Source organism: Streptomyces sp. NRRL WC-3618 (assembly GCF_001280005.1).
Classification (GTDB): Bacteria; Actinomycetota; Actinomycetes; order Streptomycetales; family Streptomycetaceae; genus Streptomyces.
The window spans coordinates 13,390-30,107 of record NZ_LGDW01000393.1 but is presented as its reverse complement, the minus strand read 5'-3'; the positions used below and the strand labels follow the sequence as shown (position 1 = coordinate 30,107).

General features: G+C 70.0%; 16 protein-coding genes. 15 read left to right on the top strand and 1 reads right to left on the bottom strand.

Features of this window, described 5'->3' with window-relative positions:
• Nucleotides 1–6: 6 nt before the first annotated feature.
• The 12 genes from ADL01_RS27345 to nusB all read left to right on the top strand — a co-directional run bounded on the left by ADL01_RS27345 (nt 7) and on the right by nusB (nt 12,755).
• Nucleotides 7–366, top strand: coding sequence for a DUF6167 family protein (locus ADL01_RS27345; RefSeq protein ID WP_053744673.1), 360 nt, complete (start codon nt 7–9; stop codon nt 364–366).
• The gene (gene alaS / locus ADL01_RS27340; protein WP_053744672.1) at nt 366–3,038 is read left to right on the top strand and encodes an alanine--tRNA ligase; all 2,673 of its coding nucleotides are present in this window, start codon (nt 366–368) and stop codon (nt 3,036–3,038) included. Before ADL01_RS27345 ends, alaS begins: the two co-directional genes overlap by 1 nt.
• Nucleotides 3,035–3,520, top strand: a complete 486-nt coding sequence (gene ruvX, locus ADL01_RS27335) for a Holliday junction resolvase RuvX (protein ID WP_053744671.1) — start codon at nt 3,035–3,037, stop codon at nt 3,518–3,520. Before alaS ends, ruvX begins: the two co-directional genes overlap by 4 nt.
• 125 nt (nt 3,521–3,645) lie before the next feature.
• Nucleotides 3,646–5,418, top strand: a complete 1,773-nt coding sequence (mltG, locus tag ADL01_RS27330) for an endolytic transglycosylase MltG (RefSeq protein ID WP_053744670.1) — start codon at nt 3,646–3,648, stop codon at nt 5,416–5,418.
• Nucleotides 5,399–6,238 carry a shikimate dehydrogenase gene (locus tag ADL01_RS27325; protein ID WP_053744669.1) on the top strand — a complete coding sequence of 280 codons (840 nt, stop codon included), beginning with the start codon at nt 5,399–5,401 and terminating at the stop codon, nt 6,236–6,238. Before mltG ends, ADL01_RS27325 begins: the two co-directional genes overlap by 20 nt.
• Before the next feature lie 153 nt (nt 6,239–6,391).
• A complete protein-coding gene (aroC, locus tag ADL01_RS27320) occupies nt 6,392–7,576 on the top strand; it encodes a chorismate synthase (protein WP_053744668.1) in 1,185 nt (394 codons plus the stop codon).
• Nucleotides 7,577–7,605: 29 nt separating this feature from the next.
• The gene (locus ADL01_RS27315; RefSeq protein WP_053744698.1) at nt 7,606–8,088 is read left to right on the top strand and encodes a shikimate kinase; all 483 of its coding nucleotides are present in this window, start codon (nt 7,606–7,608) and stop codon (nt 8,086–8,088) included.
• Nucleotides 8,085–9,179 (top strand): 3-dehydroquinate synthase, encoded by a 1,095-nt coding sequence (gene aroB / locus ADL01_RS27310; RefSeq protein WP_053744667.1) that lies wholly within the window; start codon nt 8,085–8,087, stop codon nt 9,177–9,179. Before ADL01_RS27315 ends, aroB begins: the two co-directional genes overlap by 4 nt.
• 164 nt (nt 9,180–9,343) lie before the next feature.
• Entirely contained in the window at nt 9,344–10,246 is a 903-nt protein-coding gene (locus tag ADL01_RS27305; protein ID WP_078960781.1) for a Pro-rich N-terminal domain-containing protein, read from the top strand.
• 339 nt (nt 10,247–10,585) lie between these two features.
• A complete protein-coding gene (locus tag ADL01_RS27300; protein WP_053744665.1) occupies nt 10,586–11,692 on the top strand; it encodes a M24 family metallopeptidase in 1,107 nt (368 codons plus the stop codon).
• 59 nt (nt 11,693–11,751) lie between these two features.
• Nucleotides 11,752–12,318 (top strand): elongation factor P, encoded by a 567-nt coding sequence (gene efp / locus ADL01_RS27295; protein WP_053744664.1) that lies wholly within the window; start codon nt 11,752–11,754, stop codon nt 12,316–12,318.
• A 2-nt stretch (nt 12,319–12,320) separates the two neighbouring features.
• Nucleotides 12,321–12,755, top strand: a complete 435-nt coding sequence (gene nusB / locus ADL01_RS27290; RefSeq protein WP_053744663.1) for a transcription antitermination factor NusB — start codon at nt 12,321–12,323, stop codon at nt 12,753–12,755.
• A 233-nt stretch (nt 12,756–12,988) separates the two neighbouring features.
• On the opposite strand, the gene bldD is transcribed toward nusB, so the two are convergent.
• On the bottom strand, nt 12,989–13,489 hold the full coding sequence (bldD, locus tag ADL01_RS27285; RefSeq protein ID WP_019059743.1) for a transcriptional regulator BldD: 501 nt from the start codon (nt 13,487–13,489) through the stop codon (nt 12,989–12,991).
• Nucleotides 13,490–13,754: 265 nt separating this feature from the next.
• Between bldD and pyrR the strand changes: the two genes are divergently transcribed.
• The 3 genes from pyrR (at nt 13,755) to ADL01_RS27270 (ending at nt 16,695) form a co-directional block, all read left to right on the top strand.
• Nucleotides 13,755–14,336 carry a bifunctional pyr operon transcriptional regulator/uracil phosphoribosyltransferase PyrR gene (gene pyrR / locus ADL01_RS27280; RefSeq protein WP_053744662.1) on the top strand — a complete coding sequence of 194 codons (582 nt, stop codon included), beginning with the start codon at nt 13,755–13,757 and terminating at the stop codon, nt 14,334–14,336.
• Between the two features lie 89 nt (nt 14,337–14,425).
• The gene (locus ADL01_RS27275) at nt 14,426–15,403 is read left to right on the top strand and encodes an aspartate carbamoyltransferase catalytic subunit (RefSeq protein WP_053744661.1); all 978 of its coding nucleotides are present in this window, start codon (nt 14,426–14,428) and stop codon (nt 15,401–15,403) included.
• A 5-nt stretch (nt 15,404–15,408) separates the two neighbouring features.
• Nucleotides 15,409–16,695 carry a dihydroorotase gene (locus tag ADL01_RS27270; protein WP_053744660.1) on the top strand — a complete coding sequence of 429 codons (1,287 nt, stop codon included), beginning with the start codon at nt 15,409–15,411 and terminating at the stop codon, nt 16,693–16,695.
• Nucleotides 16,696–16,718 lie beyond the last annotated feature (23 nt).

Here is a 16,718-nt window from a genome sequence, read left to right as displayed (position 1 = left end):
CCCGCGATGTTCCGCCGTACGTTCTGGTTCACCGCAGGTGCCGCGGCCGGTGTGTGGGCCACCACCAAGGTCAACCGCAAGCTCAGGCAGCTGACCCCCGAGCATCTGGCCGCCCAGGCCGCCAACAAGGCGATCGAGGCCGGCCACCGGGTCAAGGACTTCGCCCTCGACGTGCGGGCCGGGATGGCCCAGCGCGAGGCCGAGCTGGGCGAGGCCCTCGGCATCGCCGAATCCCCGGGCCGCGTCCTGCCCCCGCAGCGGCGGCTCGCCGCCCTCGACTGGGGCACGGAAAACCAGAAGCACGATGAGAAGCACTACGGGATGCTGGACAACACGCACCCGTACAACCGGAATGAGGACCACTGATGGAGTCGGCTGAAATTCGTCGCCGCTGGCTGAGCTTCTTCGAGGAGCGCGGCCACACCGTCGTCCCTTCGGCGTCGCTCATCGCGGACGACCCGACTCTCCTCCTGGTCAACGCGGGCATGGTCCCCTTCAAGCCGTACTTTCTCGGTGAGACGAAGCCGCCCGCCCCGCGCGCCACCAGCGTGCAGAAGTGCGTGCGTACGCCCGACATCGAAGAGGTCGGCAAGACCACCCGCCACGGCACGTTCTTCCAGATGTGCGGCAACTTCTCCTTCGGGGACTACTTCAAGGAAGGAGCCATCAAGTACGCCTGGGACCTGCTCACCAACTCCGTCGCGGACGGTGGCTACGGCCTTGACCCCGAGAAGCTCTGGATCACCGTCTATCTCGACGACGACGAGGCCGAGCAGATCTGGCGCGAGAAGATCGGCGTCCCGGCCGAGCGCATCCAGCGCCTGGGCAAGAAGGACAACTTCTGGTCCATGGGCGTGCCCGGACCCTGCGGCCCCTGCTCCGAGATCAACTACGACCGCGGCCCCGAGTTCGGCGTCGAGGGCGGCCCGGCCGTCAACGACGAGCGCTACGTGGAGATCTGGAACCTGGTCTTCATGCAGTACGAGCGTGGCGCCGGCGACGGCAAGGAGGACTTCCCGATCCTCGGGGACCTGCCGTCGCAGAACATCGACACCGGTCTCGGCCTCGAGCGTCTCGCCATGATCCTTCAGGGCGTACAGAACATGTACGAGACCGACACCCTGCGCGTCGTCATGGACAAGGCCACCGAGCTGACCGGGGTGCGCTACGGCGAGAAGCACGACTCCGACGTCTCCATGCGCGTGGTCGCCGACCACATCCGTACGTCCGTCATGCTCATCGGTGACGGCGTCACGCCCGGCAACGAGGGGCGTGGTTACGTGCTGCGCCGCATCATGCGCCGCGCCATCCGCAACATGCGCCTGATGGGCGCCTCCGGGCCGGTCGTCGCCGACCTCGTCGACGTCGTCATCAAGACGATGGGCCAGCAGTACCCGGAGCTCATCACCGACCGCAAGCGCATCGAGACCGTGGCCCTCGCCGAGGAGGCCGCCTTCCTCAAGGCCCTCAAGGGCGGCACCAACATCCTCGACACCGCCGTCACCGAGACCAAGCAGGCCGGCGGCAAGGTGCTGTCCGGCGACAAGGCGTTCCTGCTCCACGACACCTGGGGCTTCCCGATCGACCTCACCCTCGAAATGGCCGCCGAACAGGGCCTTTCCGTGGACGAGGACGGCTTCCGGCGCCTGATGAAGGACCAGCGGGACCGCGCCAAGGCCGACGCCAAGGCCAAGAAGACCGGCCACGCCGACATGGGCGCCTACCGCGAGATCGCCGACGCCGCCGGTGAGACCGAGTTCGTCGGCTACGACCGCACCGAGGGTGAGTCCACGGTCGTCGGCATCCTCGTCGACGGTGTCTCGTCCCCGGCCGCCACCGAGGGCGACGAGGTCGAGATCGTCCTCGACCGCACCCCGTTCTACGCCGAGGGCGGCGGCCAGATCGGCGACACCGGGCGCATCAGGATCGACACCGGTGCCGTGATCGAGATCCGCGACTGCCAGAAGCCGGTGCCCGGGGTGTACGTCCACAAGGGCGTCGTCCAGGTCGGCGAGGTGACGGTCGGGGCCAAGGCCCAGGCCGCCATCGACGTGCGTCGCCGCAAGGCCATCGCCCGCGCCCACTCGGCCACCCACCTCACCCACCAGGCGCTGCGCGACGCCCTCGGTCCGACGGCCGCCCAGGCCGGTTCCGAGAACCAGCCGGGCCGCTTCCGCTTCGACTTCGGTTCCCCGTCCGCCGTACCGACGGCCGTGATGACCGACGTCGAGCAGCAGATCAACGAGGTGCTCGCCCGCGACCTGGACGTGCGCGCCGAGATCCTCAGCCTCGACGAGGCGAAGAAGCAGGGCGCCATCGCCGAGTTCGGCGAGAAGTACGGCGAGCGCGTGCGCGTCGTGACGATCGGCGACTTCTCCAAGGAGCTGTGCGGCGGCACCCACGTGCACAACACCGCCCAGCTCGGCCTGGTGAAGCTGCTCGGCGAGTCGTCCATCGGCTCGGGCGTGCGGCGTATCGAGGCCCTGGTCGGCGTGGACGCCTACAACTTCCTGGCCCGGGAGCACACGGTCGTCGCCCAGCTCCAGGAACTGGTCAAGGGCCGTCCCGAGGAGCTGCCGGAGAAGATCTCCGCCATGCTCGGCAAGCTGAAGGACGCCGAGAAGGAGATCGAGAAGTTCCGCGCCGAGAAGGTTCTCCAGGCCGCCGCCGGTCTCGCCGAGGGCGCCAAGGACGTACGCGGTGTCGCTCTCGTCACCGGCCAGGTCCCGGACGGCACGAGCGCCGATGACCTGCGCAAGCTGGTGCTCGACGTGCGCGGACGCATCCAGGGCGGCCGGGCTGCCGTCGTCGCCCTCTTCACCACGGCGAACGGCAAGCCGCTGACGGTCATCGCCACCAACGAGGCCGCCCGCGAGCGCGGTCTCAAGGCGGGCGACCTGGTTCGTACGGCCGCCAAGACCCTCGGTGGCGGCGGTGGCGGCAAGCCGGACGTCGCTCAGGGCGGTGGCCAGAACCCGGCCGCCGTCGGCGAGGCCGTCGACGCCGTCGAGCGCCTTGTGGCGGAAACGGCCAAGTGAGCGGCGACGGAAACACCCTGCGCCGCGGCCGTCGACTCGCGATCGACGTCGGGGACGCCCGGATCGGGGTCGCCTCGTGCGACCCCGACGGGATCCTCGCCACTCCGGTGGAGACGGTCCCGGGCAGGGACGTTCCCGCAGCTCAGCGCAGGCTGAAGCAACTCGTCGACGAGTACGAACCCATCGAGGTCGTCGTCGGCCTCCCTCGCTCCCTCAAGGGGGGCGAGGGCCCCGCCGCAGTGAAGGTCCGGGGATTCGCCGAGCAGCTGGCCCGCCTGATCGCACCCGTCCCGGTGCGCCTGGTGGACGAGCGGATGACGACGGTGACGGCCAGTCAGGGACTGCGTGCCTCGGGCGTGAAATCGAAAAAGGGCAGATCGGTCATTGACCAGGTCGCAGCCGTGATCATCCTCCAGCAGGCCCTCGAATCCGAACGAGTGTCAGGTAAAGCCCCGGGCGAGGGCGTCGAAGTGGTCATCTGATCGCGATACGGTAACGTTCCGCGCGATTGTGGCTCTGTTCGAACAGTGGCCGCACAGTAAGAGGCGGAACGGTAGCGGCGATGTGGGGGCCGCGTGATCGGCCGCCTCGCGGCTCTAGGGGATTGATGACTGAGTATGGCCGGGGCCCGGGCTCCGAACCGTGGCATCCGGAGGACCCGTTGTACGGGGACGGCGGATGGGACGGACAGCAGGCCCAGGCCGACCAGTCCTCCTACGGCGGCCAGCCGCAGCACTACCCGCAGCAGTCGCAGCAGCCCCAGCAGCAGTACGGCGACTGGAGCGCCGACGGCCAGCAGGCCGCCTACGGCCAGGCGCAGCAGCAGTACCCGCCCCAGCAGTACCAGCAGCAGCCCCAGCATCAGCAGTACTCGCAGCAGTACGGCGAGCAGTCCCCTCAGCAGTACGCCGATCAGGGCCAGCAGCAGTACGCGAACGGCGGCTGGGATGGCGGCCAGCAGGCGCAGGTCCCGTACCCCGCCGACCCCACGGACCCGTACGCCCAGCAGACCGCCGCGTACGGCGGTGAGCAGGCCGACTACTACGGCACGCCCGACGCGTATCCGCCGCCGGAGCCGCCGGCCAGGCGACGTCCCGAGCCGCAGTCGCAGTCGCAGCCCGAGTCCGAGCCGGAACCGCAGACCGACTGGGACCCCGGTCCTGACCAGGGCGAGCACGCCTTCTTCGCCGGCGGTGACGAGGGCGACGACGAGCCCGACGGCGAGGCGGAAGGGCGTCGGGGTCGCGGTGAGCGGAAGGGCCGGGACGGCGGGAAGAGCGGTAAGAGCGGCAAGACCAAGAAGGGCCGAAACGGAACCGCCTGCCTGATCATCGTTCTGGTGTTCGGCGGCGGCATCGCCGGAGTCGGATATTTCGGGTACCAGTTCTACCAAAATCGTTTCGGCCCGGCTCCCGACTACACGGGCGACGGCACCAGCGCGACGGTGACAGTCGAGATCCCCAAGGGGGCGACCGGCTACGTCATCGCCCGGGCGTTGGAGAAGAAAGGTGTCGTCAAGAGTGTCGATGCCTTCGTGGCCGCTCAGGCGGAGAACCCCGACGGGAAGAAGATCCAGGCCGGCGTCTATGTCCTGAACAAGGAGATGTCCGGGAAGAGCGCCGTCGCGCTGATGCTCAATCCCAAGAGCCAGAACAATATGATCGTCGCTCCCGGGCAGCGCAATGTTCAGGTCTACGCGGCCATCGACGAGAAACTCGGACTTTCCAAGGGCACCACTGCGAAGGTCGCCAAGAAGGATTACAAGAGTTTCGGTCTGCCGGACTGGGCGAACGACAACGAGGAAATCAAGGACCCGCTCGAAGGTTTCCTCTACCCGACGACCTATCCTGCCGCCAAGGGAATGAAACCTGCGGCCGTCCTGAAGGAAATGGTCACGACGGCCACCGCCAAGTACGAGACCCTCGATCTCGAAGCGAAGGCCAAGAAACTCGACCTCGACAGCCCGCTTGAGGTTCTCACGGTAGCGAGCCTCGTCCAGGCCGAGGGCAAGACCAGTGACGACTACCGCAAAATGGCGGAGGTGGTCTACAACCGCCTAGATCTCGGGAACCCTCAGACCTACGGCTTCCTGCAGTTCGACTCGACCTTCAACTATGTGAAGAACCAGAGCAACATCGACATCAGCGAGTCGGAGATCAACAAGAACAAGGACCCGTACAACACGTACACCAAAAAGGGTCTGCCGCCCGGTCCGATCGGAAATCCGGGTGATGTGGCGATGAAGGCGACGCTGAATCCGACCGACGACGGCTGGTACTACTTCGTGGCGACCGACGGCGTGAGCAAGACCGAATTCGCCAAGACGCACGAGGAATTCCAGAGGCTCAAGGACAAGTTCAATGCGAGTAAGCGCAGCTGACGCCCGCCGGGCCGCAGTGCTCGGTTCCCCGATCGCCCACTCCCTCTCCCCGGTGCTGCATCGCGCCGCCTACGACGCACTGGGGCTCACAGGCTGGACGTACGGCCGTTACGAGGTCGACGAGTCGGGGCTGCCGGAATTCCTGCGAGGTCTCGGGCCCGAGTGGGCGGGGCTCTCGCTCACGATGCCCCTGAAGAGGGCGGTCATCCCGCTGCTCGACGAGATCAGTGAGACGGCCGCGTCGGTCGAGGCCGTCAACACCGTCGTGTTCGACGCGGACGGACGGCGTGTCGGTGACAACACCGACATCCCCGGGATCGTGGGCGCCCTGCGCGAGCACGGCATCGAACAGGTCGACTCCGCCGCGATCCTCGGCGCCGGCGCCACCGCCTCCTCCGCGCTCGCCGCGCTGGCCCGGGTCTGCACCGGCGAGGTCGTCGTGTACGTCCGCAGCGAGGCCCGGGGCGCCGAGATGCGGCAGTGGGGCGAACGCCTCGACATCGAGGTCCGTACGGCCGACTGGGCCGACGCGGCCGGCGCGCTGCACGCTCCGCTGGTGATCGCCACCACCCCGGCCGGAGCCACGGACGCGCTGTCCGGCGCCGTCCCGGAACGGCCCGCGACTCTCTTCGACGTGCTCTACCACCCCTGGCCGACCGATCTGGCGGCCCGCTGGTCGGCGTACGGCGGGGCGGTCGTCAGCGGACTCGACCTGCTCGTGCACCAGGCGGTGCTTCAGGTGGAGCAGATGACCGGGCGGGGCCCGGGCCCGTTGGGCGCCATGCGCAGGGCGGGCGAGAAGGCCCTGGCCGACCGCTGACGTCCGGTTATTGGACCGCCGATCAGGTATCCGGCCCGGACGTGGGAGGATCGGAAGGTGGCGGGCCAGGGCCGCGCACCCGGGCACGCCGTCGCCGTACGCGAGGAGACGCGTACGCAGGGCAGTAACCGGGCGCGAGTATGAGGAGCACCGTTGAGCAGGTTGCGCTGGCTGACCGCAGGGGAGTCCCACGGTCCCGCACTCGTCGCGACGTTGGAGGGTCTCCCCGCCGGGGTGCCGGTCACCACGGAGCTGGTGGCGGACCATCTGGCGAGGCGCCGGCTCGGCTATGGGCGCGGTGCCCGGATGAAGTTCGAGCAGGACGAGATCACCTTCCTCGGCGGTGTGCGGCACGGTCTGTCGATGGGTTCGCCGGTCGCGGTGATGGTCGGCAACACGGAGTGGCCGAAGTGGGAGCAGGTGATGGCCGCCGACCCCGTGGATCCGGAGATCCTGGCCGGGCTGGCCCGTAACGCCCCCCTGACCCGCCCCCGTCCCGGTCACGCCGACCTCGCGGGAATGCAGAAGTACGGCTTCGAGGAGGCCCGCCCGATCCTGGAGCGCGCGTCCGCGCGGGAGACGGCGGCGCGGGTGGCGCTGGGCGCGGTGGCCCGTTCGTTCCTGAAGGCCGCCGCCGGGATCGAGATCGTGTCGCACGTCGTCGAACTGGCGGCGGCGAAGGCTCCCTACGGTGTGTACCCGAAGCCCTCCGACGTCGAGAAGCTGGACGCGGACCCGGTGCGCTGCCTGGACGCCGACGCGTCGAAGGCGATGGTCGCGGAGATCGACCAGGCCCACAAGGACGGCGACACCCTCGGCGGTGTGGTCGAGGTGCTGGCGTACGGGGTGCCGGTGGGCCTGGGCTCGCACGTGCACTGGGACCGGCGCCTGGACGCCCGGCTGGCCGGCGCGCTGATGGGCATCCAGGCGATCAAGGGTGTCGAGGTCGGCGACGGCTTCGACCTCGCGCGCGTGCCGGGCTCGAAGGCGCACGACGAGATCGTGCCCACGGACGACGGCATCCGCCGTGCCACCGGGCGTTCCGGTGGCACCGAGGGCGGCCTGTCCACGGGTGAGCTGCTGCGCGTACGGGCGGCGATGAAGCCGATCGCGACCGTGCCGCGCGCCCTGCAGACCGTCGACGTGGTCACCGGCGAGGCCACGCAGGCCCACCACCAGCGCTCCGACGTGTGCGCGGTCCCGGCGGCCGGCATCGTCGCCGAGGCGATGGTGGCCCTCGTCCTGGCCGACGCGGTCGTGGAGAAGTTCGGCGGCGACAGCGTGCCCGAGACGCGCCGCAATGTGGAGTCCTACCTCGAACACCTGATCGTTCGGTGAGCGCGGTGCAGATTGTGCTCGTCGGGCCGATGGGCGTCGGCAAGTCCACCGTCGGACGGCTGCTGGCCGAACGCCTCGACTGCTCGTACCGGGACACCGACGACGACATCGTCGCCGAGCAGGGCCGCACGATCGCCGAGATCTTCGTCGACGAGGGCGAGCCGGTCTTCCGGGCCCTCGAGAAGCAGGCGGTCCAGCGGGCGCTGGCCGAGCACGACGGTGTCCTCGCCCTCGGCGGCGGGTCGATCCTCGACGAGGACACCCGCGAGCTGCTGGCCGGCCACCGGGTCGTCTATCTCTCGATGGACGTCGAGGAAGCGGTCCAGCGCACCGGTCTGAACGCCGCCCGTCCGCTGCTGGCGGTCAATCCGCGCCGGCAGTGGCGGGAACTGATGGAGGCCCGCCGCCATCTGTACACGGAGGTCGCCCTGGCCGTCGTACCCACCGATGGCCGTACGCCCGACGAGGTCACCCAAGCCGTCCTGGACGCACTGGAGTTGAAGTCAGCATGAGCAGCGAGACAGTGACGCGGATCCAGGTCGGCGGCACGGCGGGCAGCGACCCGTACGAGGTTCTGATCGGACGCCGGCTCCTGGAGGAGCTGGGCGGGCTGATCGGGCCGAAGGCGAAGCGGGTCGCGGTGATCCACCCCGAGGCGCTCGCCGAGACCGGTGAGGCGCTGCGCGCCGACCTGGCCGGCCAGGGCTTCGAGCCGGTCGCCATCCAGGTGCCGAACGCCGAGGAGGCCAAGACCGCCGAGGTGGCCGCCTATTGCTGGAAGGCGCTCGGCCAGTCCGGTTTCACCCGCACCGACGTCATCGTCGGGGTCGGCGGCGGGGCGACCACCGACCTGGCCGGTTTCGTCGCCGCGACGTGGCTGCGCGGGGTGCGCTGGGTCGCCATTCCGACGACGGTGCTGGCGATGGTGGACGCGGCGGTCGGCGGCAAGACGGGCATCAACACCGCCGAGGGCAAGAACCTCGTCGGCTCCTTCCACCCGCCCGCCGGTGTGCTCTGCGACCTGGCGGCGCTGGACTCGCTGCCGGTCAACGACTACGTCTCCGGGCTCGCGGAGATCATCAAGGCCGGTTTCATCGCCGACCCGGTGATCCTGGAGCTGATCGAGGCCGACCCGCAGGCCGCCCGCACCCCGGCCGGCCCGCACACCGCCGAGCTGATCGAGCGGTCGATCAAGGTGAAGGCGGAGGTCGTCTCCTCGGACCTGAAGGAGTCGGGCCTGCGCGAGATCCTCAACTACGGGCACACGCTGGCCCACGCCATCGAGAAGAACGAGCGCTACCAGTGGCGGCACGGCGCCGCCGTCTCCGTCGGCATGCACTTCGCGGCCGAACTGGGCCGCCTCGCGGGCCGGTTGGACGACGCGACGGCCGACCGGCACCGCACGGTGCTGGAATCCGTCGGTCTGCCGCTGCACTACCGCTACGACCAGTGGCCCAAGCTGCTGGAGACGATGAAGCTCGACAAGAAGTCGCGGGGCAACCTGCTGCGGTTCATCGTTCTGGACGGACTGGCCAAGCCGACGGTCCTGGAGGGGCCGGACCCGGCCGTCCTCCTCGCCGCGTACGGCGAAGTGGGGGAGTAGCTCCCCACTCGGGCGCTTGGCCCGATTCGCCTGTGGCGATGGGCACTTCGGGCCGTCCCGGGCCGTTCACCAAACGGCGGCCCGGGACGGTACCGTTCGGTAGCGGCGGGGTTCGTGCCCCGCCGACCAGCGCCAATCGCCTGTACGAGATGGAGTGGCACCGGATGCAGCACGCAGTGGGGTCTCCGCTGCCGCCGCCCCACCGGCCGGGGCAAGGACCGGGCGCCGACTGGTCGTCGGGCGCCCCGCACGCCGGGCAGCAACACCCGGGCGCGCACCCGGGTTCCGCACCCCCGAGCCCGCCGCCGGCCCCGCTCTACACCGGCGGAGCACCCTCCGGGCCGGGTCCGCAGGCGCCGCAGCATCCGCCCGTACCGCAGCACGCGCCCGTCCCGCAGCACGCGCCGGTGCCGCCCGCGAAGGACACCACCGGCCATGTGAGGCTGCCCCAGGGCGACTTCGTCCCGACGCCGGGTCCGCCGCCCGCCACGGGCCCCGTCGACCCGGCCTCCGCGCCCCTCGCCGTCCTGCTGATCGGCCCTGCGGGCGCCGGGAAGACCAGCGTCGCGAAGTACTGGGCGGACCATCGCCGGGTGCCCACCGCACACATCAGCCTCGACGACGTACGCGAATGGGTCCGCTCCGGCTTCGCGGACCCACAGTCGGGGTGGAACGATCATTCCGAGGCGCAGTACCGTCTCGCCCGCCGTACCTGCGGCTTCGCCGCGCGCAACTTTCTGGCCAACGGCATCTCGTGCGTCCTCGACGACGCGGTGTTTCCCGACCGTCCGGTCGTCGGTCTCGGCGGCTGGAAGCGGCATGTGGGACCCGGGCTGCTGCCGGTCGTGCTGCTGCCCGGACTGGAGATCGTGCTGGAGCGCAACGCCGAGCGCTCCGGCAACCGGCGCCTCACGGACGAGGAAGTCGCCCGCATCCATGGCCGGATGGCGGGCTGGTACGGCTCCGGCCTCCCGATCATCGACAACTCCCAGCTCGACGTCCCGGCGACGGCCCGGGTCCTGGACGACGTCCTCGCACGGTTGCTGGCCAGCCCGCCCAAGTGGTAGCCGGGCCGTGCGGCCCGGGACCGGGGCAGGGTACGCCCGGCTCGGGGCGCGTGCCCGGCGGGCAGTGAGTGGCGGTCGTGCGAGGGGGGTGGGCTGAACGAGTGGTCGCCCCCGCCGCCCTTACCCGTCCCATCCCTGGGGCTGCCGCCCCAGACCCCGCTGTCGGCCCTGAAGGGGCCTCGTCCTCAAACGCCGGACGGGCTGAGACGGCGGGGCCTGGGCTTGTGAGATGCGGCGCACGGGCGGGTGGGAAACACGACCTGGGCTGGACGGGCCCCGCACCGCCCACTCGGCCCTCTCCGACCGGCGGCAAGCCGGCCGCGCTCTTACGCTCGGGGCATGGCAGAGGTGTACGCGGCGCGCAGAGCGCGGCTTCGGGAGCGGTGTCACGCGGGCGGCAGTGCGGGAGCTCTGGTCTCCCGGGCCGCCAATGTGCGGTACCTCGCGGGCGCGGCCCCGCGGGGAGCCGTACTGCTGCTGGGAAAGCGTGAGGACCTGCTCGTGTGCGCGGGGCCCGACGACCGGTTGCCTGAGGGCAGCCGGCCGGACGAGGCGCTGCGTGTCCACGCGCTGTCCGCGCCCGGGGGTGATCCGGCTGTCGCCGCCGCGGATCTCGCCACCGCGCAGGGCGCCGAGTCCCTGGCCGTCGAGGAGCACCATCTGACCGTGGCCCGGCATCGTGCCATCGGCTCGGTGGCGCCCCGGCTGCGTCTCGCCGACCTCGGCGGCGCCGTCGAGCAGCTTCGCGTGGTCAAGGACGAGGAGGAGATCGCCTGTCTGCGGATCGCCGCCGAGATCGCCGACCAGGCGCTCGGGGAGCTGCTGGAGTCCATCCTCGTCGGGCGTACGGAGAGACATCTCGCCCTCGAACTGGAACGGCGGCTCGTTGATCACGGTGCCGACGGCCCCGCCTTCGCGACCGCCGTCGCAACCGGGCCCCATTCCGGCCGCCGGGGGCACCGGCCCACGGATCGGCGGGTGGAGGAGGGAGACTTCCTCTCTGTTTGTCTCGGCGCCGTCTACCGCGGATACCGCTGTGAAATCGGCCGCACGTTCGTGATCGGAACCTCGCCGGCCGACTGGCAGATCGAGCTCTACGACCTCGTCTTCGCAGCCCAGCGCGCTGGACGGGAGGCCCTGGTACCCGGCGCCGCCTACCGGGACGTGGACCGTGCGGCACGTCAGGTACTGGACTCCGCGGGCTACGCGGACCGCCGTTTTGAGCTCACCGGACACGGTGTGGGGCTCGAAAACGAGGAGGAGCCGCAGTTGGGCCCCGCGGCCATGGGTAAACTGGACGCTTGCGTGCCGGTCACCGTCGAACCGGGGGTCCACCTCCCGGGCCGGGGCGGTGTCCGGATCGATGACACGCTCGTCGTACGCCCTGAGGCGGACGGCGGACCCGAGCTACTTACCATCACGACCAAGGAACTGCTAGCGCTCTAGCTTCGAGCTGTCGCGTCTGCGCCGGGGTCGTCCACGTCAGTCCAGGAGATTCCGCAACCGTGGCTTCCACGAACGACCTCAAGAACGGCCTGGTGCTCAAGCTCGACGGGGGCCAGCTCTGGTCCGTCGTCGAGTTCCAGCACGTCAAGCCCGGCAAGGGCCCTGCCTTCGTGCGCACCAAGCTCAAGAACGTGCTCTCCGGCAAGGTCGTCGACAAGACGTTCAACGCCGGTGTCAAGGTCGAGACGGCCACTGTCGACAAGCGCGACATGCAGTTCTCCTACATGGACGGCGAGTACTTCGTCTTCATGGACATGGAGACGTACGACCAGCTCATGGTGGACCGCAAGGCCGTCGCCGACGCCGCCAACTTCCTGATCGAGGGCTTCACCGCCACGGTCGCGCAGCACGAGGGCGAGGTGCTCTTCGTGGAGCTGCCGGCCGCCGTCGAGCTCGTGGTCCAGGAGACCGAGCCGGGCGTCCAGGGCGACCGCTCCACGGGCGGCACCAAGCCGGCCACGCTGGAGACGGGCCACCAGATCCAGGTCCCGCTCTTCATCACCACCGGTGAGAAGATCAAGGTCGACACCCGTACGAGCGACTACCTCGGCCGGGTGAACAGCTAACCGTGGCTGCCCGCAACACGGCCCGCAAGCGTGCCTTCCAGATCCTCTTCGAGGGCGACCAGCGCGGGGCCGATGTCCAGACGGTCCTCGGGGACTGGATCCGGCTCTCCCGGGCCGACACCCGCCAGCCCCCGGTCAGCGAGTACACGATGCAGCTGGTCGAGGGCTACGCGCAGCACGCGCGGCACATCGACGAGCTGATCGCCCAGTACTCGGTCGGCTGGACGCTCGACAGGATGCCGGTCGTGGACCGCAACATCCTGCGCCTCGGTGCCTACGAGCTGATCTGGGTCGACGAGACCCCGGACGCCGTCGTCCTCGACGAGATGGTGCAGCTGGCGAAGGAGTTCTCCACGGACGAGTCCCCCTCGTTCGTGAACGGCCTCCTCGGCCGGTTCAAGGACCTGAAGCCCTCGCTGCGCCGCGAAGAGGCCTGAGCCAGGGCCGCAAGCGGATTCTGGTCGTACGAATGCCGGTGGGCCCCAGCGACAGTGCTGGGGCCCACCGGCATTCGTGTGCCCTGAGGGGCGCCTGAGGGTGGTCCGGCGGTATCCGGCGGACCCGAGGGACTCTTGAGGCCCGCAAAACGCCGCCGGGGTGGCCGGAAACCGTAAGGTTCCGGCCACCCCGGCGGCACGTTTCTGCTCGGACGGCTGAAAGCCGCCCTGCCTCAGTTCTCCTCGTGGGAGACGGCGCGGCGCGCGTCCGCGTCCAGGACGCCCCAGCTGATCAGCTGTTCGGTCAGGACCGAGGGCGACTGGTCGTAGATGACGGCGAGCGTGCGCAGGTCGTCCTGGCGGATCGACAGCACCTTGCCGTTGTAGTCGCCGCGCTGGGACTGGATCGTCGCCGCGTAGCGCTGCAGGGGGCCCGCCTTCTCGGCCGGCACGTGGGCCAGCCGCTCAAGGTCGAGGACGAGCTTCGGCGGCGGCTCGGCGGCCCCGCCCGGCGTGGTGCCCGGCAGCAGCTCCTGCACGGGAACCCCGTAGAAATCGGCCAGCTCGGCGAGTCGCTGCACGGTCACGGCACGGTCGCCGCGCTCGTACGAACCGACCACGACCGCCTTCCAGCGTCCCTGGGACTTTTCCTCGACACCGTGGAGGGAAAGGCCCTGCTGGGTGCGGATCGCCCGGAGCTTGGCCCCGAGCTGTTTGGCGTATTCGCTGGACATATAGCTCCCGGACACAGTGTCGACGTGCGGACGAGCCGCGCGGCTGGTGACTCACTGTGAGGTTACGCAGCGTTACTCTTCCCCGTCAAGCCGAATGGTCCCGCCCGTCCCTTCCGTGCCGGGCGACGTGCGGTTACGGCAGTCGGGTGACGTCCGGCGCCCATGGGGTGATCAGGTGCGTTGCGCGGGCTGGTACCGTGGATGGCGCAATTCCGACGTCCTTTAATGATCCGTCCTGTGAGGCGGAGAAGGAGGTCCGTTTCGTATGGACTCAGAGCAGGACAAGCAGCAGTACGAGGCCGACGCGCGGCCCGTTCTGGAAGCCCCCGACATCGCGCGTGTGCTGACCCGCATCTCCCACGAGATCGTCGAACGCGCCAAGGGCGCCGACGACGTGGTGCTCCTCGGCATTCCGACCCGGGGCGTCTTCCTCGCCCAGCGGCTCGCCGCCAAGCTGGCGGAGATCACCGACCGAAAGATCCCGGTCGGCTCGCTCGACATCACCATGTACCGCGACGACCTGCGCATGCACCCGCCGCGCGCGCTGGCCCGCACCGACATCCCCGGCGACGGCCTCGACGGCAGACTGGTCGTCCTCGTCGACGACGTGCTCTTCTCCGGCCGCACCATCCGCGCCGCCCTCGACGCCCTGAACGATCTCGGGCGCCCGCGCGCGGTGCAGCTCGCCGTCCTCGTCGACCGGGGGCACCGCGAACTGCCCATCCGCGCCGACTACGTCGGCAAGAACCTCCCCACGTCGCTGCGGGAGACGGTCAAGGTCCAGCTCGCCGAGGAGGACGGTCGGGACACCGTGCTGCTCGGTGTGAAGCAGACCGCCCAGCAGTAGCACGCGCGCGTGGGGCCCCGCGCCGCGCGTCTCCTCGCGATGCCCCTGCCTGCCCGGAATCTCCTGAACTTCCTTACGGAGCCTGAAAGATGCAGCGTCATCTCATCTCGGCCGCCGACCTCACCCGCGACGACGCCGTCCTGATCCTCGACACCGCCGAGGAGATGGCCCGGGTCGCCGACCGGCCGATCAAGAAACTGCCGACCCTGCGCGGCCGTACCGTCGTCAACCTCTTCTTCGAGGACTCGACCCGGACCCGGATCTCCTTCGAGGCCGCCGAGAAGCGCCTGTCCGCGGACGTCATCAACTTCACCGCCAAGGGGTCGAGCGTCTCCAAGGGCGAGTCCCTGAAGGACACTGCCCAGACCCTCGAAGCCATGGGCGTCGACGCCGTCGTCATCCGGCACGGCGCCTCGGGGGCCCCGTACCGGCTCGCCACCTCCGGCTGGATCGACGCGGCCGTCATCAACGCCGGTGACGGCACCCACCAGCACCCCACGCAGGCCCTGCTCGACGCGTTCACCATGCGCCGCCGCCTGGTCGGCCGGGACGCGGGCATCGGTCAGGACCTCGCCGGCAAGCGCATCACCCTGGTCGGCGACATCCTGCACAGCCGCGTCGCCCGCTCCAACGTCGACCTGCTGCACACCCTCGGCGCCGAGGTCACCCTCGTCGCGCCGCCGACCCTGGTGCCGGTCGGCGTCGAGCGCTGGCCCTGCGAGGTCTCGTACGACCTGGACAGCACCCTTCCGAAGTCCGACGCGGTGATGCTGCTGCGCGTGCAGCGGGAGCGTATGAACGCCGCGTTCTTCCCGACCGAGCGCGAGTACTCGCGGCGCTACGGCCTCGACGGCGACCGCATGGCGCGGATGCCGGAGCACGCCATCGTGATGCACCCCGGGCCGATGGTCCGGGGTATGGAGATCACCGCCGAGGTCGCCGACTCGGAGCGCTGCACGGCGATCGAACAGGTCACCAACGGTGTCTCCATCCGGATGGCCGTGCTCTACCTGCTGCTCGGCGGCAACGAGCCCGCCGTCGCCCACACCCGTACCGAGGAGAAGTAAGTCATATGAGCAAGATCCTTATTCGTGGTGCGCGGGTGCTCGGCGGCGAACCGCAGGACGTCCTGATCGACGGCGGGACCATCGCCGCCGTCGGCGCCGGGCTGTCCGCCGAAGGCGCCGAGGTCGTCGAGGCCGAGGGGAAGGTGCTGCTGCCGGGGCTCGTCGATCTGCACACGCATCTGCGTGAGCCGGGGCGCGAGGACTCCGAGACCGTGCTGACCGGGACCCGGGCCGCCGCGAGCGGCGGTTACACGGCCGTGTTCGCCATGGCCAACACCTTCCCGGTCGCCGACACCGCCGGTGTGGTCGAGCAGGTCTACCGGCTCGGGCAGGAGCACGGCTACTGCGACGTCCAGCCCATCGGCGCCGTCACCGTCGGCCTGGAGGGCAAGAAGCTGGCCGAGCTGGGCGCCATGCACGAGTCGGCCGCCGGTGTCACCGTCTTCTCCGACGACGGCAAGTGCGTCGACGACGCCGTGATCATGCGACGCGCCCTGGAGTACGTGAAGGCCTTCGGCGGGGTCGTCGCCCAGCACGCGCAGGAGCCGCGGCTGACCGAGGGCGCCCAGATGAACGAGGGCGTCGTCTCGGCCGAACTGGGGCTCGGAGGGTGGCCCGCCGTCGCCGAGGAGTCGGTCATCGCGCGCGATGTGCTGCTCGCGGAGCACGTCGGCTCCCGCGTCCACATCTGCCACCTGTCGACCGCCGGATCCGTCGAGATCGTCCGCTGGGCCAAGTCCCGGGGCATCGACGTCACCGCCGAGGTGACCCCGCACCACCTCCTCCTCACCGACGAGCTGGTCCGGACGTACAACCCGGTCTACAAGGTCAACCCGCCGCTGCGCACCGAGCGCGACGTGCTGGCCCTGCGCGAGGCGCTCGCCGACGGCACGATCGACATCGTCGCCACCGACCACGCCCCGCACCCGCACGAGGACAAGGACTGCGAGTGGGCCGCCGCCGCCATGGGCATGGTCGGCCTGGAGACCGCGTTGTCAGTGGTCCAGGAGACGATGGTGGACACCGGACTGCTGGACTGGGCGACCGTCGCCGACCGCATGTCCTTCGCCCCCGCGCGCATCGGGCGGGCGACGGGCCACGGCCGCCCCGTCTCGGCAGGTGAGCCCGCCAACCTCGCGCTCGTCGACACGGCATACCGTGGGTCCGTGGACCCCGCGGGCTTCGCCTCCCGCAGCCGCAACACCCCCTACGAGGGCCGTGAGCTGCCGGGCCGTGTCACGCACACGTGGCTCCGGGGCAAGGCCACGCTCGTCGACGGGAAGCTCGCGTGACATCACTGCCGCATCTGACGTAC

What these genes read in the sequence shown, in the direction of transcription:
- ADL01_RS27345 (WP_053744673.1), top strand. Translation starts at nt 7, where the DNA reads ATGTTCCGCCGTACGTTCTGGTTCACCGCAGGTGCCGCGGCCGGTGTG.
- alaS (WP_053744672.1), top strand. Translation starts at nt 366, where the DNA reads ATGGAGTCGGCTGAAATTCGTCGCCGCTGGCTGAGCTTCTTCGAGGAG.
- mltG (WP_053744670.1), top strand. Translation starts at nt 3,646, where the DNA reads ATGACTGAGTATGGCCGGGGCCCGGGCTCCGAACCGTGGCATCCGGAG.
- ADL01_RS27325 (WP_053744669.1), top strand. Translation starts at nt 5,399, where the DNA reads ATGCGAGTAAGCGCAGCTGACGCCCGCCGGGCCGCAGTGCTCGGTTCC.
- ADL01_RS27315 (WP_053744698.1), top strand. Translation starts at nt 7,606, where the DNA reads ATGGGCGTCGGCAAGTCCACCGTCGGACGGCTGCTGGCCGAACGCCTC.
- aroB (WP_053744667.1), top strand. Translation starts at nt 8,085, where the DNA reads ATGAGCAGCGAGACAGTGACGCGGATCCAGGTCGGCGGCACGGCGGGC.
- ADL01_RS27305 (WP_078960781.1), top strand. Translation starts at nt 9,344, where the DNA reads ATGCAGCACGCAGTGGGGTCTCCGCTGCCGCCGCCCCACCGGCCGGGG.
- ADL01_RS27300 (WP_053744665.1), top strand. Translation starts at nt 10,586, where the DNA reads ATGGCAGAGGTGTACGCGGCGCGCAGAGCGCGGCTTCGGGAGCGGTGT.
- bldD (WP_019059743.1), bottom strand. Translation starts at nt 13,489, where the DNA reads ATGTCCAGCGAATACGCCAAACAGCTCGGGGCCAAGCTCCGGGCGATC.
- pyrR (WP_053744662.1), top strand. Translation starts at nt 13,755, where the DNA reads ATGGACTCAGAGCAGGACAAGCAGCAGTACGAGGCCGACGCGCGGCCC.
- ADL01_RS27275 (WP_053744661.1), top strand. Translation starts at nt 14,426, where the DNA reads ATGCAGCGTCATCTCATCTCGGCCGCCGACCTCACCCGCGACGACGCC.
- ADL01_RS27270 (WP_053744660.1), top strand. Translation starts at nt 15,409, where the DNA reads ATGAGCAAGATCCTTATTCGTGGTGCGCGGGTGCTCGGCGGCGAACCG.